General features: G+C 39.7%; 17 protein-coding genes. 10 read left to right on the plus strand and 7 right to left on the minus strand.

All coding sequences use genetic code 11. The annotated features are described in order from the left end of the window. Positions 1–29: 29 nt before the first annotated feature. On the minus strand, positions 30–2504 hold the full coding sequence (gene lon, locus BUE31_RS07995) for an endopeptidase La (protein ID WP_073402152.1): 2475 nt from the start codon (positions 2502–2504) through the stop codon (positions 30–32). Positions 2505–2872: 368 nt separating this feature from the next. Between lon and BUE31_RS08000 the strand changes: the two genes are divergently transcribed. The 3 genes from BUE31_RS08000 (at position 2873) to BUE31_RS08005 (ending at position 5231) form a co-directional block, all read left to right on the plus strand. After that, a complete protein-coding gene (locus BUE31_RS08000) occupies positions 2873–3502 on the plus strand; it encodes a tetratricopeptide repeat protein (protein WP_073402154.1) in 630 nt (209 codons plus the stop codon). Positions 3503–3975: 473 nt separating this feature from the next. Continuing rightward, positions 3976–4206 (plus strand): hypothetical protein, encoded by a 231-nt coding sequence (locus BUE31_RS30655; protein ID WP_143167057.1) that lies wholly within the window; start codon positions 3976–3978, stop codon positions 4204–4206. A 245-nt stretch (positions 4207–4451) separates the two neighbouring features. Continuing rightward, complete coding sequence (locus BUE31_RS08005) at positions 4452–5231, plus strand: TlpA family protein disulfide reductase (RefSeq protein ID WP_073402157.1); 780 nt, start codon at positions 4452–4454, stop codon at positions 5229–5231. Between the two features lie 72 nt (positions 5232–5303). Here the strand turns inward: BUE31_RS08005 and BUE31_RS08010 are convergent, their stop codons facing one another. Both BUE31_RS08010 and gpmI read right to left on the minus strand, forming a co-directional pair. Next, the gene (locus BUE31_RS08010) at positions 5304–5858 is read right to left on the minus strand and encodes a hypothetical protein (RefSeq protein ID WP_073402160.1); all 555 of its coding nucleotides are present in this window, start codon (positions 5856–5858) and stop codon (positions 5304–5306) included. After that, the gene (gene gpmI / locus BUE31_RS08015) at positions 5845–7368 is read right to left on the minus strand and encodes a 2,3-bisphosphoglycerate-independent phosphoglycerate mutase (RefSeq protein WP_073402163.1); all 1524 of its coding nucleotides are present in this window, start codon (positions 7366–7368) and stop codon (positions 5845–5847) included. Before gpmI ends, BUE31_RS08010 begins: the two co-directional genes overlap by 14 nt. 209 nt (positions 7369–7577) lie before the next feature. Here gpmI and BUE31_RS08020 point away from each other — a divergent pair, with 209 nt between their 5' ends. The 4 genes from BUE31_RS08020 (at position 7578) to BUE31_RS08035 (ending at position 10645) form a co-directional block, all read left to right on the plus strand. Further along, positions 7578–7973, plus strand: coding sequence for a DUF4783 domain-containing protein (locus BUE31_RS08020; RefSeq protein ID WP_073402166.1), 396 nt, complete (start codon positions 7578–7580; stop codon positions 7971–7973). A 227-nt stretch (positions 7974–8200) separates the two neighbouring features. Further along, complete coding sequence (gene nadC / locus BUE31_RS08025) at positions 8201–9046, plus strand: carboxylating nicotinate-nucleotide diphosphorylase (protein WP_073402168.1); 846 nt, start codon at positions 8201–8203, stop codon at positions 9044–9046. Positions 9047–9200: 154 nt separating this feature from the next. After that, positions 9201–9851, plus strand: coding sequence for a glycerol-3-phosphate 1-O-acyltransferase PlsY (gene plsY / locus BUE31_RS08030; RefSeq protein WP_073402171.1), 651 nt, complete (start codon positions 9201–9203; stop codon positions 9849–9851). Beyond that, positions 9848–10645 (plus strand): M48 family metallopeptidase, encoded by a 798-nt coding sequence (locus BUE31_RS08035; protein ID WP_073402174.1) that lies wholly within the window; start codon positions 9848–9850, stop codon positions 10643–10645. Before plsY ends, BUE31_RS08035 begins: the two co-directional genes overlap by 4 nt. Positions 10646–10918: 273 nt before the next feature. Here BUE31_RS08035 and BUE31_RS08040 read toward each other — a convergent pair whose 3' ends face one another. From BUE31_RS08040 to BUE31_RS08055, 4 genes are all read right to left on the minus strand, one after another. Then, positions 10919–12193: an anthranilate synthase component I family protein gene (locus tag BUE31_RS08040; RefSeq protein WP_234997776.1), complete on the minus strand. Its 1275-nt coding sequence runs from the start codon at positions 12191–12193 to the stop codon at positions 10919–10921. 77 nt (positions 12194–12270) lie between these two features. Further along, entirely contained in the window at positions 12271–13548 is a 1278-nt protein-coding gene (locus BUE31_RS08045) for an adenylosuccinate synthase (protein WP_073402177.1), read from the minus strand. A gap of 109 nt (positions 13549–13657) precedes the next feature. Beyond that, positions 13658–14128: a Fur family transcriptional regulator gene (locus tag BUE31_RS08050; protein WP_073402180.1), complete on the minus strand. Its 471-nt coding sequence runs from the start codon at positions 14126–14128 to the stop codon at positions 13658–13660. A gap of 179 nt (positions 14129–14307) precedes the next feature. Then, the gene (locus tag BUE31_RS08055; protein WP_073402183.1) at positions 14308–16530 is read right to left on the minus strand and encodes a RelA/SpoT family protein; all 2223 of its coding nucleotides are present in this window, start codon (positions 16528–16530) and stop codon (positions 14308–14310) included. A gap of 114 nt (positions 16531–16644) precedes the next feature. Here BUE31_RS08055 and BUE31_RS08060 point away from each other — a divergent pair, with 114 nt between their 5' ends. From BUE31_RS08060 to bshB1, 3 genes are read left to right on the plus strand one after another with little or no spacing between them, the layout of a single operon-like run. Further along, positions 16645–17256, plus strand: coding sequence for a DUF4294 domain-containing protein (locus BUE31_RS08060; protein ID WP_073402186.1), 612 nt, complete (start codon positions 16645–16647; stop codon positions 17254–17256). 2 nt (positions 17257–17258) lie between these two features. After that, positions 17259–17759, plus strand: coding sequence for a glutathione peroxidase (locus BUE31_RS08065; protein WP_073402189.1), 501 nt, complete (start codon positions 17259–17261; stop codon positions 17757–17759). 12 nt (positions 17760–17771) lie between these two features. Then, positions 17772–18497 carry a bacillithiol biosynthesis deacetylase BshB1 gene (gene bshB1 / locus BUE31_RS08070; protein WP_073402192.1) on the plus strand — a complete coding sequence of 242 codons (726 nt, stop codon included), beginning with the start codon at positions 17772–17774 and terminating at the stop codon, positions 18495–18497. The last annotated feature ends 35 nt before the right edge of the window (positions 18498–18532 follow it).

Here is an 18532-nt window from a genome sequence, read left to right on the forward strand (position 1 = left end):
CAGCTAACAATATTAAAAAAAAGTAAAAATTAATTTACGGCAGCGGCAACATCTGCCTTAATTGTAAGATCGAGCGCATCGTTTACCTTATCGTTTAAAAGAGCCAGGTCAATTACTTCGCGCATCTGGGTTACATAGTGAAATTTAAGGTCTTTTATGTAATCTTCCTTAATTTCTAATATATCTTTTCTGTTTGATGCGCACAAAATTATCTCTTTTATATTGGCACGTTTAGCAGCCAGTATTTTTTCCTTTATACCGCCAACAGGTAATACACGGCCCCTTAAAGTTATTTCGCCGGTCATTGCCAGGTGTGGTTTAATTTTACGCTGTGTAAATGCCGATGTTAAGGCAGTAAGCATAGTTACACCAGCCGATGGGCCATCCTTTGGTGTAGCGCCAGCGGGCACGTGCACATGGATATCCCACTGATCGAACAATTTGGGATCTATATCAAAATAGGAAGAATGTGCCCGTAAATAAGCCAAAGCTATAGTTACCGATTCTTTCATTACATCGCCAAGGCTACCGGTTAAAGTTAACCGGCCCTTGCCAGGGCTTAAACTTGCTTCAATAAATAAGATATCTCCCCCTACTGATGTCCAGGCTAAACCGGTAACTACACCGGCCACATCATTGCCTTCGTAAAGGTCTTTATCAAATATAGGTGCGCCTAATATCTTCTCTACTTCCTTTTTGCTTACAGTAGGGTTATAAGGCTCTTCCATAGCAATATTTTTTGCTACGCCACGTACCAGTGAGCCAATTTTTTTCTCAAGCGAACGTACGCCCGACTCGCGGGTGTAATCAACAATCAGTTTCTCTATAATATCTGGTTTTACAACTACATCCTTAGCCTTTAAGCCGTGTGCTTCACGTTGTTTTGGTACTAAATGCTGTTTGGCTATTTCAACCTTTTCTTCAATAGTATAGCCGTTTACTTCTATTATCTCCATCCGGTCAAGTAAAGCCGGCTGTATAGTGCTCAGCGAGTTTGCTGTTGCGATGAACATTACGTTTGAAAGATCGAAATCCATTTCAACATAATGATCATAAAAAGTACTGTTCTGTTCAGGATCAAGCACTTCCAGCAATGCCGATGATGGATCGCCCCTAAAATCGTTACCTACCTTATCAATCTCATCCAGTATAAATACAGGGTTTGCCGCCCCCGCTTTTTTAACGGATTGAATGATACGGCCCGGCATTGCACCTATATAGGTTTTACGGTGCCCCCTTATTTCGGCTTCATCCCTGATGCCGCCTAAGGCCATACGTACATATTTACGCCCCAAAGCTTTAGCGATTGATTTACCGAGGGATGTTTTACCAACTCCCGGAGGGCCAACCAAACAAAGTATCGGCGCCTTCATATCGTGCTTTAATTTAAGCACAGCAAGGTATTCAATAATGCGCTGTTTTACTTTATCCAAACCAAAATGGTCTTTATCCAAAACCTTTTGAGCTCTTTTTAAATCAAAGTTATCCTTTGTAAACTCGTTCCACGGTAAATCAAGCAATAACTCAAGGTAGTTTATCTGTACCGAGTAATCGGCAGCTGCAGGATTGGTACGTACCAGCTTTTCAAGTTCTTTATTAAAATGGTCTTTAACATCTTTTGCCCATTTCTTTTTTGCCGCACGCAGCTTCAAACTATCAATTTCCAGGTCGGGCGATGAACCGCCCAACTCTTCCTGGATAGTTTTTAATTGCTGATTTAAAAAATAGTCGCGTTGTTGTTTATCCAGGTCTACACGTACCTTGCTTTGGATCTGGTTTTTAAGTTCCAGCATCTGCAGGTCAAGGGTTAAATGCTCAAGTACCAGGTTTGCCCTGCTGCGCAGGTTGGGCTCTTCAAGCAATTGTTGCTTGGCAAGCATATCGGCATTCATGTTTGATGATATAAAATTGATCAAAAATGAAGTGCTTTCAATATTGCGGATGGCAATGCCAGCCTCGCTTGGAATATTTGGCGAAAGCTGGATAATGCTCATGGCCATATCCTTAATGGACGAAACCATCGCCTTAAATTCTTTATCTTCTTTGTGCTTTACTTCTTTAAAAGGCTCAATGGTAGCTTTTATATAAGGCACACTTTGTACTTCGTCTTTTAAAATAAAGCGCTTTTTGCCCTGCAATATAACGGTTGTGTTACCATCGGGCATTTGCAGCATTTTAACAATAAGCGCAATGGTGCCAATTTTGTTTAACTGGGCAAATGAAGGGTCTTCAATCCCCACATCCTGTTGAGAAACTACCCCGATCATGCGGCTCCCCTTGTTTGCATCGCGGATAAGCTTTATTGACTTATCGCGGCCAACTGTAATAGGAATAACCACTCCCGGAAATAACACCGTATTACGCAATGGTAGTATAGATAAGATATCCGGTAAAGCCTCGTTATTCATTTCCTCCTCGTCTTCTGTTGACATCAGTGGAAAAAATTCAGAATCTTCGTTTATTACCGGTAAAGCACTTTTAAAATCAAATGGATCAAAATTCATCAACTACCTTTTATGTTTTATAAAAAACGTCATATTGTCAGCCTGCAAAGTTACAGGCATTCCTGAACAGGATAAATAATAATTTTTCCCGCTGCAATACTATGTTTCAAGACATGTGCCAAGATAAGACAATAATCACCAACAATTACATTTGCTTCGTAATGACCTGATTATATGTAAATTATAAATTTACCTGTTTTTTATTGAAAAAATAAAAAATGTTGATAAAGATGAAAAAAAGTCATATCATCGTATCCGGTTTGATAATTTATTGAAAATATCCCGACAAAAAAGTGTCGCTGGCATAATATTTTCTTACAATATAAGTTTATAGTATACTGTTTTGATAAAACACTAGTAGCTCCTTGATGAAGATTTCGGTAATTATATCTTTTCTGATCATTTCTTCTTTTGAAAATTCCGCTGCCCAAAACTCATATGTAAAGTTGGGGCAACAGGCTTTAATGGATGGAGATTTTAAAGTTGCAGTAGCTCAGCTTGAAAAAGCATGTCTTATTGATTCAACCAATTCTACTGCCTTGCTTATGTTGGGCTATTCCTATTATCATAGCGAAAACTACAAAAAATCAATCGCAGCTTACACCAAAGAAATAGCAATAAACCCTACCGATGCTACCGCCTATTATTATAGGGCAAGGGCAAAAAGTTATTTGGGGAAAGATAATCAGCTTTCGCAGGCAGATAAGGAAAAATTTTTATTAGGGTCGATATTTGATTTAACCAAAGCAATAGCTATTGATCCGGATGATACCAAAAATAAATATTACCAGGTTAGGGGCATTGCCTACCGCGAATACGGTGTATTTAAATTGCAGGCTACCGGCCATTCTTATGATAAGGCAAGAGCTATAAACTCTTTAAAAGCATCTATAGCCGACCTGGAAAAAGTTTTAGCAGATAACCCGGGAAGACCTGATATATCCGCACTTATTGATCTTTCAAAACAAAAACTTGACGAGGCTATAGCACACAGGTAGCTGCGTTAACTAAAATTTAAATTGCGTTTTGACTTTATAACAGATTGCCTGACCTATTCTATGCACATCCCTTATTAAGTTAGCATATCTATAATCAAAAGAGCGCCACAACGGAGCCGTTTTATTTATTTCCTCAACTACCCATACAAATCTATTCCACGATTCATTTCTTTGATTTTATTATAATTTTAATTTTGAAATCAAAAAATTCTGCTTTACCTTTAATTGCCTATGGAGGGTTGTGATGCCAAACTTTTTCTCCAAACTTCTTGAACAAAAAGCTAACAGACTCGAAACTAATATGGTGCCGGGAAAATTGCTGCATGTTAAAATCTCGCGAACAACACTAAAAAAATGAAATAGAAAGGCATTCCAACTATCTAAAGTGTTTAAGTATCAGCGATGTATTTAACACATGTTCAACACATATAATTGAATAAATAAATTAAGTGTTTTATTAAATTTAAACAGAAATGAAAAAACCGCAATTAAACGCGCCGCAACCCGAAACTAAGGTAGCACTCACAAGGGAGCAAATGAAAAACGTGCGGGGTGGGTATGCCCTGCCCCCTAATGGTGGTGTTGATGATGCTGCCACATATAATATGTGTTGCTGGGACAATCAGCCATCCAACTGTAGCTATTGTGCCGTAGGAACTGTGTGTCAGGCAAATTCCCATTTAGTTGCATGTTCTACTTATTAAATTGTTTACACAATGTGAAAAAAGCAGTTGAACACTATATGTATTTCAACTGCTTTTTTATTATAATTATACTCGAATATAATTATATCTGGTATGCATATAAAAATCAAAACATTCTGAATCTTTATTAGTTTTTTGTATGAATTATGAGCGTGATCACTATTAGGTGAGGGCAACCCATACATCTTCAAAACTACCTTTCGATATAAAGCGTTGAACAAGGTATAAAGCAGGGCTGATTGTTTATGATAAAAATAATATTATGCAGTTTATTCCTTTTATCTTTCAGTAATACCCAGGCAAGGGTCCAAAATCAATCTACTTCGGTTAAATCCCCATCCGAGATTTTAAAAAATACCTGGAGCTTACTTTATTACAAACGAGACTTTTTGAGATTATCGGAAGATTTAAATGCTTATGATCAAACCCACCATAAAATTAGTAAAGCTGAATTTTTAAAAAAGCTGATGACGGGAAATTATCTTCCCCTAAGGCTCACCGAAGAAAATAACAATTTACACTCTTATAAATTATTTAAATTGAATCATTCAATAAATAATGATATAAGATATATAATAAAAAACTGGGGTTCAGGCTACTACAAAAATTATCGTTATGAAGGGCAAAGGTTACCCGCCTTTAGTTTCGCAGATCTTAATAATAAAATATACAACACAGGTACAACGTCAGGAAAAATATTCGTAGTAAAATGCTGGTTTATTAATTGCCACGAATGTATAAAAGAAATACCTGCATTAAATAACTTGGTCAGGATCTATAGAAAAAGGATGGACATTGTTTTTTTAAGCTTAGCATTCGACCCTGAAAATGATTTACGAAGATTTTTAAAAACAACAAGATTTGATTATGCGATAGCTCATGTCTCCGAAAATTACATGGAGAACAATCTGAAAGTTGCAGTATTTCCCACGCATTTTATTATCGATAAAAAAGGGATAATAAAAAAAGCGGTTAATGACCCTGAAGAACTTATTGCAGCTTTAAACAAAGAAGCATTAAAATAAGGAGCAAAAATATATATTTTCTACAACACAGTTAGAAAAAGCCCCCACCCGAAATTACTTCAAATAACCACTTCAACGCTCAATTACTCCCTGTATTTTATATCGGTTTCTTCCCATCAGCCTTACCCGCTGATCCTTTTCTATCAAATACAATGAATCGGGAAAATAGCTTAATTTCTCTGTGGTTTGGTATAGGATGTTTTTGGTACGGGTGTATATTACTATCCACTTTACTTTTTCTCCATCCTTTTTGATAATGATCTCGCGTACTTTAAGATCATCTTCTTTTGCCTTGTATAATACCAGGTTATCGCCGGTAGCAATGGTATAACTGTTTTTCCAGGCAGGCCGGTTTATATCAGCACCGGCAAACATATCAAGTTCCTGCCCCCAGTTATCAATTTTTACCTTTTTAGTATCGGTAACACCATTATGTGTTACCGTTTTAATAACAAACTTACCCAGCTTGTTAAGCGTTGCCGTATCAGCAGTAAAATATCCTTTAATATCAAAGTATTTTAAGGCTGTACCGGTTTCCTTAACATCCGGTTTGCAGGCCAAACCGCTTACCATTATACTGCAAATTAAAGCAATAGTTGTAAATGGCTTTAATTTACACCAATACATTACCGCTCATTTTCTCAGGAATTGCTACCCCTAAAATTTTCAATACTGTTGGAGCTATATCGCCTAATTTGCCATCTTTAACCTGCTTAACATCATCATCAATAATAATACACGGAACCAGGTTGGTTGTATGCGCTGTATTTGGCGAACCATCATCATTTATCATATAATCAGCATTGCCATGGTCGGCAATTATTATAAACGAATATCCATTTGCCAAGCCAGTTTCTACAACGGCTTTTGTGCAGCTATCGGCAGTTTCGGCAGCTTTAATAACCGCACTGAATACGCCGGTGTGGCCAACCATATCTGTATTGGCAAAGTTTAAAACAATAAAATCGGCCCATCCGCTTTTCAACTCGGGGATAATAGCATCACGTATCCCCTCAGCGCTCATCTCGGGTTGAAGATCATAAGTTGCCACTTTGGGCGATGGTACCAATAAGCGTTTTTCATTAGCAAACTCCTTTTCGCGACCGCCCGAAAAGAAAAAGGTAACATGCGGATACTTTTCTGTTTCGGCAATGCGGATCTGGTTTTTACCTGCCTCCTGCAAAACTTCGCCCAGGGTTTCTGTCAAGTCTTCTTTATTAAACACAACCTTTACATTCTTAAAGGTTTCGTCATAAGGCACCATAGTAATATAATGCAGGTTCAGCGGGTGCATATTATATTCAGGGAAAGCTTTTTGGGTTAGCGCTACCGTAATTTCACGCCCTCTGTCGGTCCTGAAGTTGAAGCAGATCACCACATCGCCTTCTTCAATTACAGCCAGTGGCTGCCCGTTAGCATCAACTTTTACAATCGGCTTAATAAATTCATCAGTAACCCCTTGCAAGTAAGATTCTTTTATAGATTGGATCACATTATCGGTTGGTTGCCCTGTGCCATTAACCATCAAATCATAAGCCAGCTTAACGCGTTCCCAACGGTTATCTCTATCCATAGCGAAATACCTGCCAATTGCCGATGCCAGCTTTACATTGGAATTTTCAATATACTCCTCAAGCTCGGTTATAAAACCTACGCCAGATTTTGGATCAGTATCACGGCCATCTAAAAAAGCATGGATAAATACGTTATTCAGCTCATAAACAGCGGCTGCATCACATAAACCCTTTACATGTTTTATGTGCGAATGTACGCCACCGTCAGATACCAGGCCTATTAAGTGTACATTCTTATTATTTTGTTTTGCATATTCAAATGCCTCTTTTAAAACAGCATTTGTTGGCAGCTCATTATCTTCAACGGCTTTATGTATCCGGCCCAACTCCTGGTAAACAACCCGGCCTGCGCCCAAATTCATATGCCCAACTTCTGAGTTACCCATTTGCCCCGCAGGTAAACCAACGGCAGTGCCTGATGCTTCCAGTTTTGAATTTGGATATTGTTTTAACATCGAATCGAAAAATGGCGTATTGGCTGCAACTATAGCGTTCGACGCATCATTACGACCGTAACCCCAGCCGTCAAGGATAATTAATGCGATTTTTTTTTGTCTTTCCACAATGCAAATATAAAGGCAACGTTGTTAAGTTATAATAAGATAAAATTTTTTATTGCTGATTAAACTGATTAGGCAGGCTATTATTTATGTTTAAACGCTCAACCATTTAATGTCTCTTCCAAAAACCTGATTAGTTTAATGTAACAAAATCAACTATTAGCTGTTGTATTCCTGTAACGTTCATTTTTAATAATTGTCCTTTAATTATTATGAAACTGCTTTACTTGCCATTTCTTATTGCTTTTTATATGGCTTCTGCCGCCACGGTGACAGACCCTATAGACAAAGTTGCCGGGCTGATACGCCAGGGGAATGTGCGCGAGCTATCAAAAATATTTGCGACAAATATTGAGATAACTATTCAAGGTGAAGAAAATGTTTATTCAAAAGTTCAGGCCGGTCTTATTTTAGATAAATTTTTCAGCCAAAATAAACCGGTGTCTGTTAAAATGCTCCATAAAGTAAATTCAAACCCTAATTACCTATTTGGCGTACTAATCCTTAATACCCAAAAGGAGCCATTCAGAATAGCCTATACTTTAAAAGAAACCGAAGGCAGCCTGATGCTGATTGAACTGCGGATAGAAACAGAGAAGGTGAAGTAGTTGATGGTTAATAGTTCATAGCCGGACAATTGCAGCTTATAAGGCGGCTATTTTATTTATCTACAAACCATACCATCCTTTTGCAGCTACCATGAACTATGAACCATCAACTATGAACTTTTTCCATTAACCATCAACTATGAACTCCCCCATGAACTTTTTCCATCAACTATGAACCACGAACCATGAACTATTCTTACTTTTGGACTTGAAAAAAGCATATAGATTTGGACAAACTACTTATTGATCAATTTATTTTAAGCTCCCTTAATGAAGATGTTGGCGATGGCGACCATACATCGCTGGCAACTATCCCCGCCGGCACAAAAGGCAAAGCAAAACTTTTAGTAAAGGATGAGGGCATTTTAGCCGGTGTTGAACTGGCTTTAGAGATCTTTCATATTGTTGATGCCAGCCTTAAAGTAACCACGTTTTTAAATGACAGCGAAAAAATAAAACCAAAAGATATTGCATTTGAGGTTGAGGGAGATGCACAAAACATTTTGAAAGCCGAGCGGCTGGTGCTTAACTGCATGCAGCGGATGAGTGGTATAGCCACAAAAACACGCGAGATTGTAGATCTTTTACAAGGCACTAATACCAAAGTTTTAGATACCCGGAAAACTACCCCCGGCATGCGCTATCTTGAAAAGTGGGCGGTTAGAATTGGTGGCGGCGTAAACCATCGTTTTGGCCTGTATGATATGATCTTGATAAAAGATAATCATGTTGATTATTCAGGCGGAATAAGGCAGGCAATAGAAAATGCACAACAATATATCGTTACTAAAAACAAAAAGCTTGCAATTGAGATTGAAGTAAGAAACTTTGATGAACTGCAACAGGTTTTGCAAACAGGAGGCATAAACCGTATATTGCTGGATAACTTTAATTTTGACGATTTGCGTGAAGCGGTTAAAATTATTAATGGAAGGTTTATTACGGAAGCATCTGGCGGTATAACTATTGATAATATCAGGGAGTATGCGTGCTGCGGTGTTGACTACATATCTGTAGGCGCTTTAACCCATTCTGTAAAAAGTTTAGATTTGAGCTTAAAAGCGGTAGGTTAGCGGTTAGAGACTGGTGATCAGAGATTAGTTGAATAACCAGGTAACTAAGAAAACATGCTAAAAAACAATAACGGATTGTATTTTCTTCCGGACTTTCGGACTTTCCTGACTTTCGGACTTAATTATGGTATCAATTTATTAATATTGCGGTGAAATGATAACTGGCTACTCAATTTCAGCGCTTATTTTGGCATATTTCTGCGGCTCTATCCCTACTGCGGTATGGATAGGCCAGGCATTTTATGGAGTTGATGTACGGGAATACGGCAGTGGCAATGCCGGGGCAACCAACACGTTCAGGGTTTTGGGTAAAAAGGCTGGCATCCCGGTTATGTTAATTGATATCTTGAAAGGATGGACAGCTACCAGTCTTGCATATTTCATTGGTGTTTCAACCACCGGCGGCCCGCACTCAAATCTTGTAAGCTACCAGTTAGCTTTAGGTATTGCTGCTGTTATGGGGCACCTGTTCCCGGTATTTGCCGGCTTTAGAGGGGGTAAGGGAATAGCAACCTTATTCGGAATGGTTTTAGCGGTTAACCTTAACGCCGCTTTATTATGCGTATCTGTATTTATAGTAGTGCTTTTAATTACCAGGTATGTATCACTAAGTTCTATTACCGCAGGCTTTGCCTACCTTATAGGAGTAACTTTTTTTTTTAATAAGTACACCACCAACCTCGTGGTTATTTTTGGGATGTTAATTTGTTTATTGATCCTTGTTACACACCAAAAAAACATTGAAAGATTACTGAAAGGTAAAGAGTCGAGGGTAAATTTGTTCAAAAAAAAAACAGCCACATGAAAAAACTACTTTCCCTTGCTACAGTATTAGTTATTATACTGTACTCGTGTTCAACAGTACCCCTAACTGGCCGTAAACAACTAAAATTAGTTGATGACACACAAATAGATCAATCGGCAGCGCAAAGCTATAGTCAGCTGCTATCTGATCCCAAAACTTCAGTTATAAATACCGGGACAGATGCCCAGCGTGTAAAAAGGGTAGGCGCCCAGCTTGCTGCGGCTATCGAGGGCTATTTAAAAACCAATGGCTTTGGCGATCAGTATAGTTTTAAATGGGAATTTAACCTGATAAAAAGCAATGAAATTAACGCATGGTGTATGCCCGGCGGAAAAGTAGCTGTGTACAGTGGCTTAATGCCCCTGGCCAAAACTGATGCTATGCTGGCGACAGTTATGGGGCACGAAATTGGCCATGCCATAGCGCGCCACTCTGCCGAAAGGATCTCGCAGCAAATGGCTGTACAGGGTATAGGTGGGGCAGTTAGCGTAGCTTCATCAACAAATAGCCAGGCTACACAGGGTATAATTAATCAATTATATGGCGTTGGCGGTAATCTGGTATTGTTAAAATATTCACGCAACCAGGAATCAGAGGCTGACAGACTGGGCCTTACATTTATGGCGTTGGCGGGATATGATCCGCACGCTGCACTCGCCTTCTGGCAGGCAATGGCGGCACAAAACAAAGGCGGCGCACCACCTGAACTTCTAAGCACACACCCTGCAGATGCAACCCGGATTGCGGATATCCAAAACCGGATTCCCGAAGCAATGAAATATTACAAACATTAAACTTTATCCCGCCCATGTGCGGGATTTTTTATTTTATGGGTAAACGTAAATTTTTAGAAGCTGACTGGAACAACCTCTTGATGCTAAACTATGAAGTTGATCCAAGGTGTGAGGATTGGCGAAAAGATAGTGATTGATGCAAAATAATTATGTCATTGCGAGCGAAGCGTGGCAATCGCACGCCATTCACAACCGCCAATGCAAGTTCTACACCTTTCTATTCGCTCTGTATAGTTCGCGATTGCTTCGTACCTCGCAACGACAAACGAGTATTTAGATTAAAGTCGAATTCCCGAGCACCTCCAATATCGCCTGCGCTTTAAGCAAGCATTCATCATATTCTTTTTCAGCATCCGCATGATAAGTAATAGCGCTGCCCGCATGGAATGACAGGTATTTATTTTCAGCATTATACAGCAACGTGCGGATCACCACATTAAAATCAAAATCATCATCCGGACTAAAATAGCCTATAGCACCCGAGTAAACTCCTCTCCTGCTTTGCTCATATTCTTCCATCAGCTGCATCGCGCTTATCTTGGGGGCACCGGTCATGCTACCCATAGGAAAAGTATTTTTAATGGCTTGTACCGCGCTTATATTATCTTCCATCTCGCACACAACGGTCGAGATCATTTGGTGTACATGCCTGAAGCTGGAAATACTGTATAACTCTTCGGCCTTAACCGTCCCCTGCTTTGCCGACCGGGTAAGATCATTCCGCACCAGGTCAACTATCATTACGTTTTCTTGCAGCTCTTTGGCGTGATTTCTTAGCTCACGGATATTGAGTTCATCTTCTGCTAAAGTATTTCCTCTTTTAGCTGTTCCTTTAATAGGTTGCGATATTAGTTTGTTGTTTCGTTTTGCCAAAAAACGCTCGGGTGTGGCGCAAAGAATATAATTATCCTTCCATTTAAAAAATGCGGAGAAGGGATTGGGAGAAACTTCATTCAGCTTTAAAAATACAGCCAACGGCTCGATAACTGCATTTTCAGCAAAAAATTCCTGGCAAAAATTGGTGACATAAATATCGCCGCGGTTTATATTTCCTTTTATCTTTTCAACCGAATCTAAATATTGTTGTTTACTTAAACGGGATTGAATATTTACAATAGAGGCCTGGTCATTTACGGAAAGAGCCTGCCGCTCAATCTTATCTAAAACAATTTGGGCATCTTCAGCAATTATTTCAACTTCATTACCCTTAATGATCATTAAGTACTGCGGAACAAAAAAATAAAGATCTGGAAATTGCAGGTGATCAGGGTTTTCAGAAGCTAAATTTTCAATCTCATTTTTCAGGTCATAAGTAAAAAACCCGGTCATCCAGCCTGGGTGCTGCCGGCGAAATTGTTCCAATTTTTCAAAAGCGGCACCTGTGTCGACTACAATATCAGCCTTAACACCCGCAGCAATCAAAGTATCAAATTTAGAGTAAGGATCGGTAAAATTATTTGAATCAAGGTAACAGCAAATATCAAATGCCGACGCCCACTGCAAGGCTTTTCTTTTAAAACTGTCCGGATCGGCTACCTGTATTATCACTGTGCAAAAATAGGTATCAAAAATCAAAAGGCCCCGTTTAGCGGGGCCTCTATTTTTCTTAAAATGTTTTTTATTAGTTAGTGCAAAACCAAAGTCTGCTTCCTGTCTGGCCCTACTGATAAATATTTAATCGGCACGCCTAATTCTTCTTCTAAGTAATCAATGTATGATTGCAGCTTAGCCGGAATTTGAGATAATTCAGTAATCCCTGTCAGATCTTCGTTCCATCCATCAATTTCCTTCAAAACCGGCGATGCTTCCACACAGCAAATATCATACGGCATGTAATCTATCTTTTCGCCTAAATAATTATAATGGGTGCAGGCATAGATCTTATCAAAACCACTTAAAACATCAGCTTTGGTCATTACCATTTGGGTAACGCCGTTAAGCATAATAGCATATTTCAAAGCGGGCAGGTCAATCCATCCTGTACGGCGCGGCCTGCCGGTAGTAGCGCCAAATTCATGGCCTATTCTACGCAGTTCTTCGCCCATTTCATTGTCAAGTTCAGTTGGGAAGGGACCACCGCCTACACGGGTGCAGTACGCTTTAAAAATCCCTATAACCTCGCCTATTTTGTTTGGAGCAATGCCAAGCCCGGTGCAAGCGCCGGCAGTAGTAGTGTTTGATGAGGTTACAAAAGGATATGAACCAAAATCAATATCAAGCATGGTGCCTTGTGCGCCTTCTGCCAAAACCTTTTTACCTTGTTTCAAATAATCATTCACCAAATGCTCTGAATCAACCAACTGGAATTTATTGATCAGTTCAACAGCTTCAAAAAATGCTTTTTCACGTTCAGAGAAATCAGCTACTTCGCCATATAACGAGGTTAGCATAGATACGTGCTTATCAACCAGCTTCTGGTAGCGCTCTTTAAAATCAGGCAAGGCAGTATCGCCAACCCGCAAGCCGTTGCGGCCTGTTTTATCCATATAAGTTGGCCCGATACCTTTTAAGGTCGATCCTATTTTGCCATCACCCATCTTCTTTTCAGAAGCAGCATCAAGCAGCTGGTGGGTAGGTAAAATCAGGTGCGCCTTTTTGGCAATCATCAGGTTCTTTTTGGCTAAAAGATCATGACCGGCATCTTTTAATTTATCAATTTCCTTTTTCAGGGTGATAGGATCAATAACAACCCCATTACCTATCAGGTTCATGGTATTTTCAAAAAATATGCCCGAAGGTATAGTGTTCAATACAAACTTTTTACCATCAAACTCAAGCGTATGGCCTGCATTGGGGCCACCCTGGAAACGTGCGATCAGGTCATAACCTGCGCTCAGTACATCAACAATTTTTCCTTTACCTTCATCGCCCCACTGGAGGCCTAATAATACGTCAACAGCCATTAATTCTATTTCTTTTTTATAACAATCGTCAAATGCTCAGCGGAATAAACAAACCCCGCAAAGGTATCATCATAAGTATATTATCATGATAAAATCTTAAAAGTTTTTTTTACTGGGCTTTTCTATCGCAAAAACCAGCGCGTAGTTTTTCGCAGTTACCATACAGGTTTAATGAGTGATGTTTTATTTCAAACTTCAGCAAGCCGCCCATCATGCTTTGGATCTGCTGGATCCTTGGATCGCAAAATTCAACTACTTTACCGCAGTCAATGCAAATAATATGGTCATGCTGTTTATAGCCGTATGATTTTTCGAACTGGGCCATGTTTTTCCCAAACTGATGTTTAGTCACCAGGTCGCATGATACCAGCAGCTCTAAAGTATTGTAAACCGTGGCCCGGCTAACACGGTATTTTTTATTTTTCATGTGGATGTATAATGATTCCACATCAAAGTGATCGCTCCGGGAATATATTTCTTCAAGTATTGCAAAACGCTCAGGGGTTTTCCTGAGATTTTTATTTTCAAGGTAAGCCTCGAAAATCTTTTTAACCATTGCTATGGTTTCCTGTTGAGACATGTTTATTTATTAAAGGACAAAGTTATTAATAATATATAGAATCAAGAAAGCAGGAGTCAAGAAATCAAGACACAAGAGTCAAGCGGTAAGAAACTTACTAAAAATAAATATTGGCTTAACAAGTCTTGAAACTCTTTCTTCGTTCTTAAATCCTGATTCTTGATTTCTTGCTTCTTTTCTCAAGATGCTTTTTCAATTACAGAGTCAAACCGGTTTACTCCGGTTATGCCTTTTACTGTTTTTAATTTCCTTACAAGGTTTTCCAGATGGTCGGTATCATTTACATAAACCATAATTGATCCTTCAAAAATACCATTATCACTATCAACCGTAATTGAGCGGATGTTTACCTTAAAATCATTTGATATTACAGTGGTTAATTGGTTTATTAGTCCTACTTCATCAATCCCTGTTATTCTCAGGCCTGTTAAAAACGCAAGCTCCTGCTGATTTGTCCACCTTGCTTTTACAATGCGGTAACCATAATTAGCCATCAGCTTAGCCGCATTAGGGCAATTGGTGCGATGGATCTTTATACCGTCGCTAACGGTAACAAAACCAAAAACATCATCGCCGGGGATAGGGTTACAACAGTTAGCCAGCTTATAATCTATTTTTTGCATATCCTCGCCAATCAGCAGCATATCGCTGTCTTTGGCTTTTATGCTTCGCAACAGGCTTTGTACCTGTTCGGTTTCTATCCTGTCTTGCGGCTTATTTTCAATTACTTTTTCCGATGCCTGGTATTCTTTCAGGTCCTTCATATCAATAGTGCCTTTGGCAATATTGTAAAAAAGGTCCTGTGTCGACGGCAGCTTAAAGAAATAGCTCAGCTTATGTATGTTCTCTGAATTGTAAGTGATCTTTAATGATTTCATCTTACGCTCCAGGATCTCTTTGCCGTCCTCGGCTATTTTGCGCTTTTCTTCTTTTAATGCCGATTTTATCTTCGCCTTGGCTTTAGCCGTAACAACAATATTCAGCCAATCCTCTTTAGGCGTTTGCTTACTTGATGTAATGACTTCTACCTGGTCGCCATTCTGCAGTTTGTGGCTTAAGGGTACCAATTTATGGTTAACCTTTGCCCCTATACAGCTCGCACCAACATCGGTATGGATCTCAAAAGCAAAGTCGAGTGCCGTTGCGCTTAACGGAAGCTGGATAAGAGCTCCCTTGGGTGTAAAAATGAAGATCTCGTCAGAGAATAAGTTCATTTTAAAGTCATCCAAAAAGTCAAGCGCGTTCGAGTCAGGATTTTTAAGCATATCCCGCACCTTCTGCACCCAAAGATCAAGTCCGCTATCTGTTGATGATTCCTTATATTTCCAATGCGCTGCAAACCCTTTCTCGGCAATTTCGTTCATCCGTTTGGTTCTTATCTGCACCTCAACCCATTGTCCGCGCGGCCCCATTACTGTAGTGTGTAACGATTCGTAACCATTTGCTTTGGGCGATGAGATCCAGTCGCGCAACCTGTCAGGGTTTGGCCGGTAAAGGTCAGTAACTATAGAATATGCTTTCCAGCAATCAGCTTTTTCATTCTCGGGGGTACTGTCCAATATTATCCTGATGGCAAAAAGGTCATATACCTCCTCAAAAGGGATAGACTTTTTCTTCATTTTATTCCAGATAGAATGGATAGACTTTGGCCTACCAAACAGATCGGCCTCCAAACCCTGGCCTTCCAATACTTTTTTTACCGGATCAATAAAATCCCTGATAAATTTTTCTCTTTCAGCCTTCTTCTCGTTCAGCTTGTTTTTAATAAACTGGTAGGTTTCTCTTTCCATGTATTTCATGGAGAGGTCTTCCAGCTCAGATTTCACGGCATATAACCCCAGGCGATGCGCCAGCGGGGCATACAAATAAACAGTTTCAGACGAAAGTTTAAGCTGCTTATCACGCGGCATAAACTCCATCGTACGCATATTGTGCAAACGGTCGGCCAGCTTTATCAATATCACCCTTACATCGTCTGCAAGGGTAAGCAGCATTTTACGGAAGTTTTCGGCCTGTAACGAACTGTTGGTATCAAATACGCCCGAGATCTTTGTTAAGCCATCAATTATCATGGCCACCTTTTTACCAAATTCCCTTTCAATATCATCAAGGGTCATGTTGGTATCTTCTACCACATCGTGCAATAAAGCACATACTATTGATGTTGTACCCAAGCCAATTTCTTCGGCGGCTATCTGGGCAACGGCAATGGGATGATAGATATAAGGCTCGCCGGATTTACGGCGCATATCCTTATGGCTCTCAAGCGCCATTTCAAATGCCTTGCGGATCATCCGCTTATCGCCCTTTTGCAAGGTTGATTTTGAGGCACGCAATAAAGCGCGGTATCTTTTTAAGATCTCATTCTTCTCGGCTTCCAGGTCTATCACTAAGTCTTTCATTTTAGCGCTTTCTTCTTTATCACTCTAAATATCATAAACTTGCAATAAAAATTATAATTGCAGGTTATATTAATTACCCAAAAAAATTGCATTAGTTTTGTACTACGTAAAATTATGAAATTTATTGGCTTATTGATGCTGTTTTGTTGCTTAATGGGTTTTACAGAAGCCCAAACGCAACCTATTGTACCAATACTTGGCAAAAATGATACCATCAAAACTTACGCAACGCTTGATAGCGGCAAAATGATCCCCTGGATTGTAATTGCTGACATAAAGATTACCGATACCCGCATTTTTAAAAGCCAGGCAGACCTGGATAACTACAGGCGTTTACGCTACAATGTACTGAAAGTATTGCCTTATGTACGCTTTGCTGGCAAAAGATACCGCCAGCTTCAGCGTGATCTTGCCTTAACAGGCGACAGGCACAAGCAAAAGGAACTGATTAGTACGTGCGAATCTGAAATAAAAGGTTTATTTAATAAAGAGATCAAAGACCTGACAATTAGTCAGGGCGAGGTTTTAATAAAGTTGATTGACCGCGAAACCGGGAATACCAGCTATGCAATGGTAAAAGAATTAAAGGGCGGTTTTAAAGCTTTCCTTTTTCAATCTGCCGCCCGCATTTTCGGCCATGATTTGAAGGAGACCTATGACCCTGACGAACAAAAAGATATTGAAGCCATCCTTAACCAGGCAGGGTACGTTTCATCGAACAATTAATAATGGTTGATAACAGCATTTACCAGTTTAATATCCAGCAACTAAACGGTGAGGAATTAAGCTTATCTGAATATAAAGATAAAGTTCTTTTGATAGTTAATACCGCTTCGCAATGTGGTTTTACACCACAGCTAAAAGAGCTTGCTGCATTAAAAAAAGATTTCCCCGGGAGTGATTTTGAGATCCTTGCCTTTCCTTCAAATGATTTCGGAGGCCAGGAACCTCTTGAAGGCCCTGCCATTTCTGCATTTTGCGAAGTTCAGGAAGTAAACTATCCTGTATTTGATAAAATAAGGGTAAGGGGGCCATACGCACATCCTTTATATAAGTTTTTTGCTGATAAAAAGGGCAATGGCAAACTTAGTTCTGTACCCCGTTGGAACTTCCATAAGTTTTTAATAAACAAGTCGGGCCGGGTTACCGATTTCTTTTATCCGTTTACCAAACCAACCTCTTCTAAGATCAGGAAGCAGATCACCCGCCTGTTGGCAGCCGGTAAATAATCAAATTTTGTTATGCTTAAATTAGATATTTTAGTTTTATCTGTTCATCCGGACGACGCCGAACTTGGCTGTGCCGGTACTATATTAAAACACAATGCACTGGGTAAAAAAACCGGCATAGTTGATCTTACCCGCGGTGAGCTGGGCACAAGAGGCTCTGCCGAAATAAGGGATCAGGAAGCTGCAGAATCAGGCCGTATCCTGGGTTTATCAGTAAGGGAAAACATTGGGATCCCCGATGGCTTTTTTGAGAATACAAAAGAATACCAGTTAAAAATAATTGAAGTTATCCGTAAGTATCAACCCGAAATATTGATTACCAATGCCTACCACGACAGGCACCCCGATCACGGGCGTGCAAATAAGCTGGTAGAAGACTCAGCATTTTTAGCCGGGCTGCGAAAAATAGAAAGCTATTTTAATGGTGAACAACAATCAGCCTGGCGTCCAAAACAGGTATTACACTTTATACAGGACAACTACATAAGGCCTGACATTTTGATTGATGTTACTGATTTTTGGGAGAAAAAGGTAGAAAGTATCCAGGCCTTTGGTTCACAATTCTTTAATCCCGATTGGGCGGCAGATGAGCCACAAACCTACATTTCATCGCCTGATTTTATACAGGTTGTTGAAGCCCGTGCCCGTGAATTCGGAAAAAGCATTAATGTAAAGTATGCCGAAGGCTTTACCTCGCGAAAAATTTTAGGCGTGGAGAGTTTGTTTGATTTGCGGTAGTCCGTAAGTCGGAAAAGTCCGAAAGATGATATTGC

It is taken from the genome of Mucilaginibacter sp. OK098 (assembly GCF_900142915.1).
Lineage (GTDB): Bacteria > Bacteroidota > Bacteroidia > Sphingobacteriales > Sphingobacteriaceae > Mucilaginibacter.

What these genes read in the sequence shown, in the direction of transcription:
- BUE31_RS30655 (WP_143167057.1), top strand. Translation starts at nt 3,976, where the DNA reads ATGAAAAAACCGCAATTAAACGCGCCGCAACCCGAAACTAAGGTAGCA.
- BUE31_RS08000 (WP_073402154.1), top strand. Translation starts at nt 2,873, where the DNA reads ATGAAGATTTCGGTAATTATATCTTTTCTGATCATTTCTTCTTTTGAA.
- BUE31_RS08035 (WP_073402174.1), top strand. Translation starts at nt 9,848, where the DNA reads ATGAAAAAACTACTTTCCCTTGCTACAGTATTAGTTATTATACTGTAC.
- BUE31_RS08005 (WP_073402157.1), top strand. Translation starts at nt 4,452, where the DNA reads ATGATAAAAATAATATTATGCAGTTTATTCCTTTTATCTTTCAGTAAT.
- BUE31_RS08010 (WP_073402160.1), bottom strand. Translation starts at nt 5,858, where the DNA reads ATGTATTGGTGTAAATTAAAGCCATTTACAACTATTGCTTTAATTTGC.
- BUE31_RS08020 (WP_073402166.1), top strand. Translation starts at nt 7,578, where the DNA reads ATGAAACTGCTTTACTTGCCATTTCTTATTGCTTTTTATATGGCTTCT.
- plsY (WP_073402171.1), top strand. Translation starts at nt 9,201, where the DNA reads ATGATAACTGGCTACTCAATTTCAGCGCTTATTTTGGCATATTTCTGC.
- lon (WP_073402152.1), bottom strand. Translation starts at nt 2,504, where the DNA reads ATGAATTTTGATCCATTTGATTTTAAAAGTGCTTTACCGGTAATAAAC.
- BUE31_RS08045 (WP_073402177.1), bottom strand. Translation starts at nt 13,548, where the DNA reads ATGGCTGTTGACGTATTATTAGGCCTCCAGTGGGGCGATGAAGGTAAA.
- BUE31_RS08065 (WP_073402189.1), top strand. Translation starts at nt 17,259, where the DNA reads ATGGTTGATAACAGCATTTACCAGTTTAATATCCAGCAACTAAACGGT.
- BUE31_RS08050 (WP_073402180.1), bottom strand. Translation starts at nt 14,128, where the DNA reads ATGTCTCAACAGGAAACCATAGCAATGGTTAAAAAGATTTTCGAGGCT.
- BUE31_RS08060 (WP_073402186.1), top strand. Translation starts at nt 16,645, where the DNA reads ATGAAATTTATTGGCTTATTGATGCTGTTTTGTTGCTTAATGGGTTTT.
- bshB1 (WP_073402192.1), top strand. Translation starts at nt 17,772, where the DNA reads ATGCTTAAATTAGATATTTTAGTTTTATCTGTTCATCCGGACGACGCC.
- BUE31_RS08055 (WP_073402183.1), bottom strand. Translation starts at nt 16,530, where the DNA reads ATGAAAGACTTAGTGATAGACCTGGAAGCCGAGAAGAATGAGATCTTA.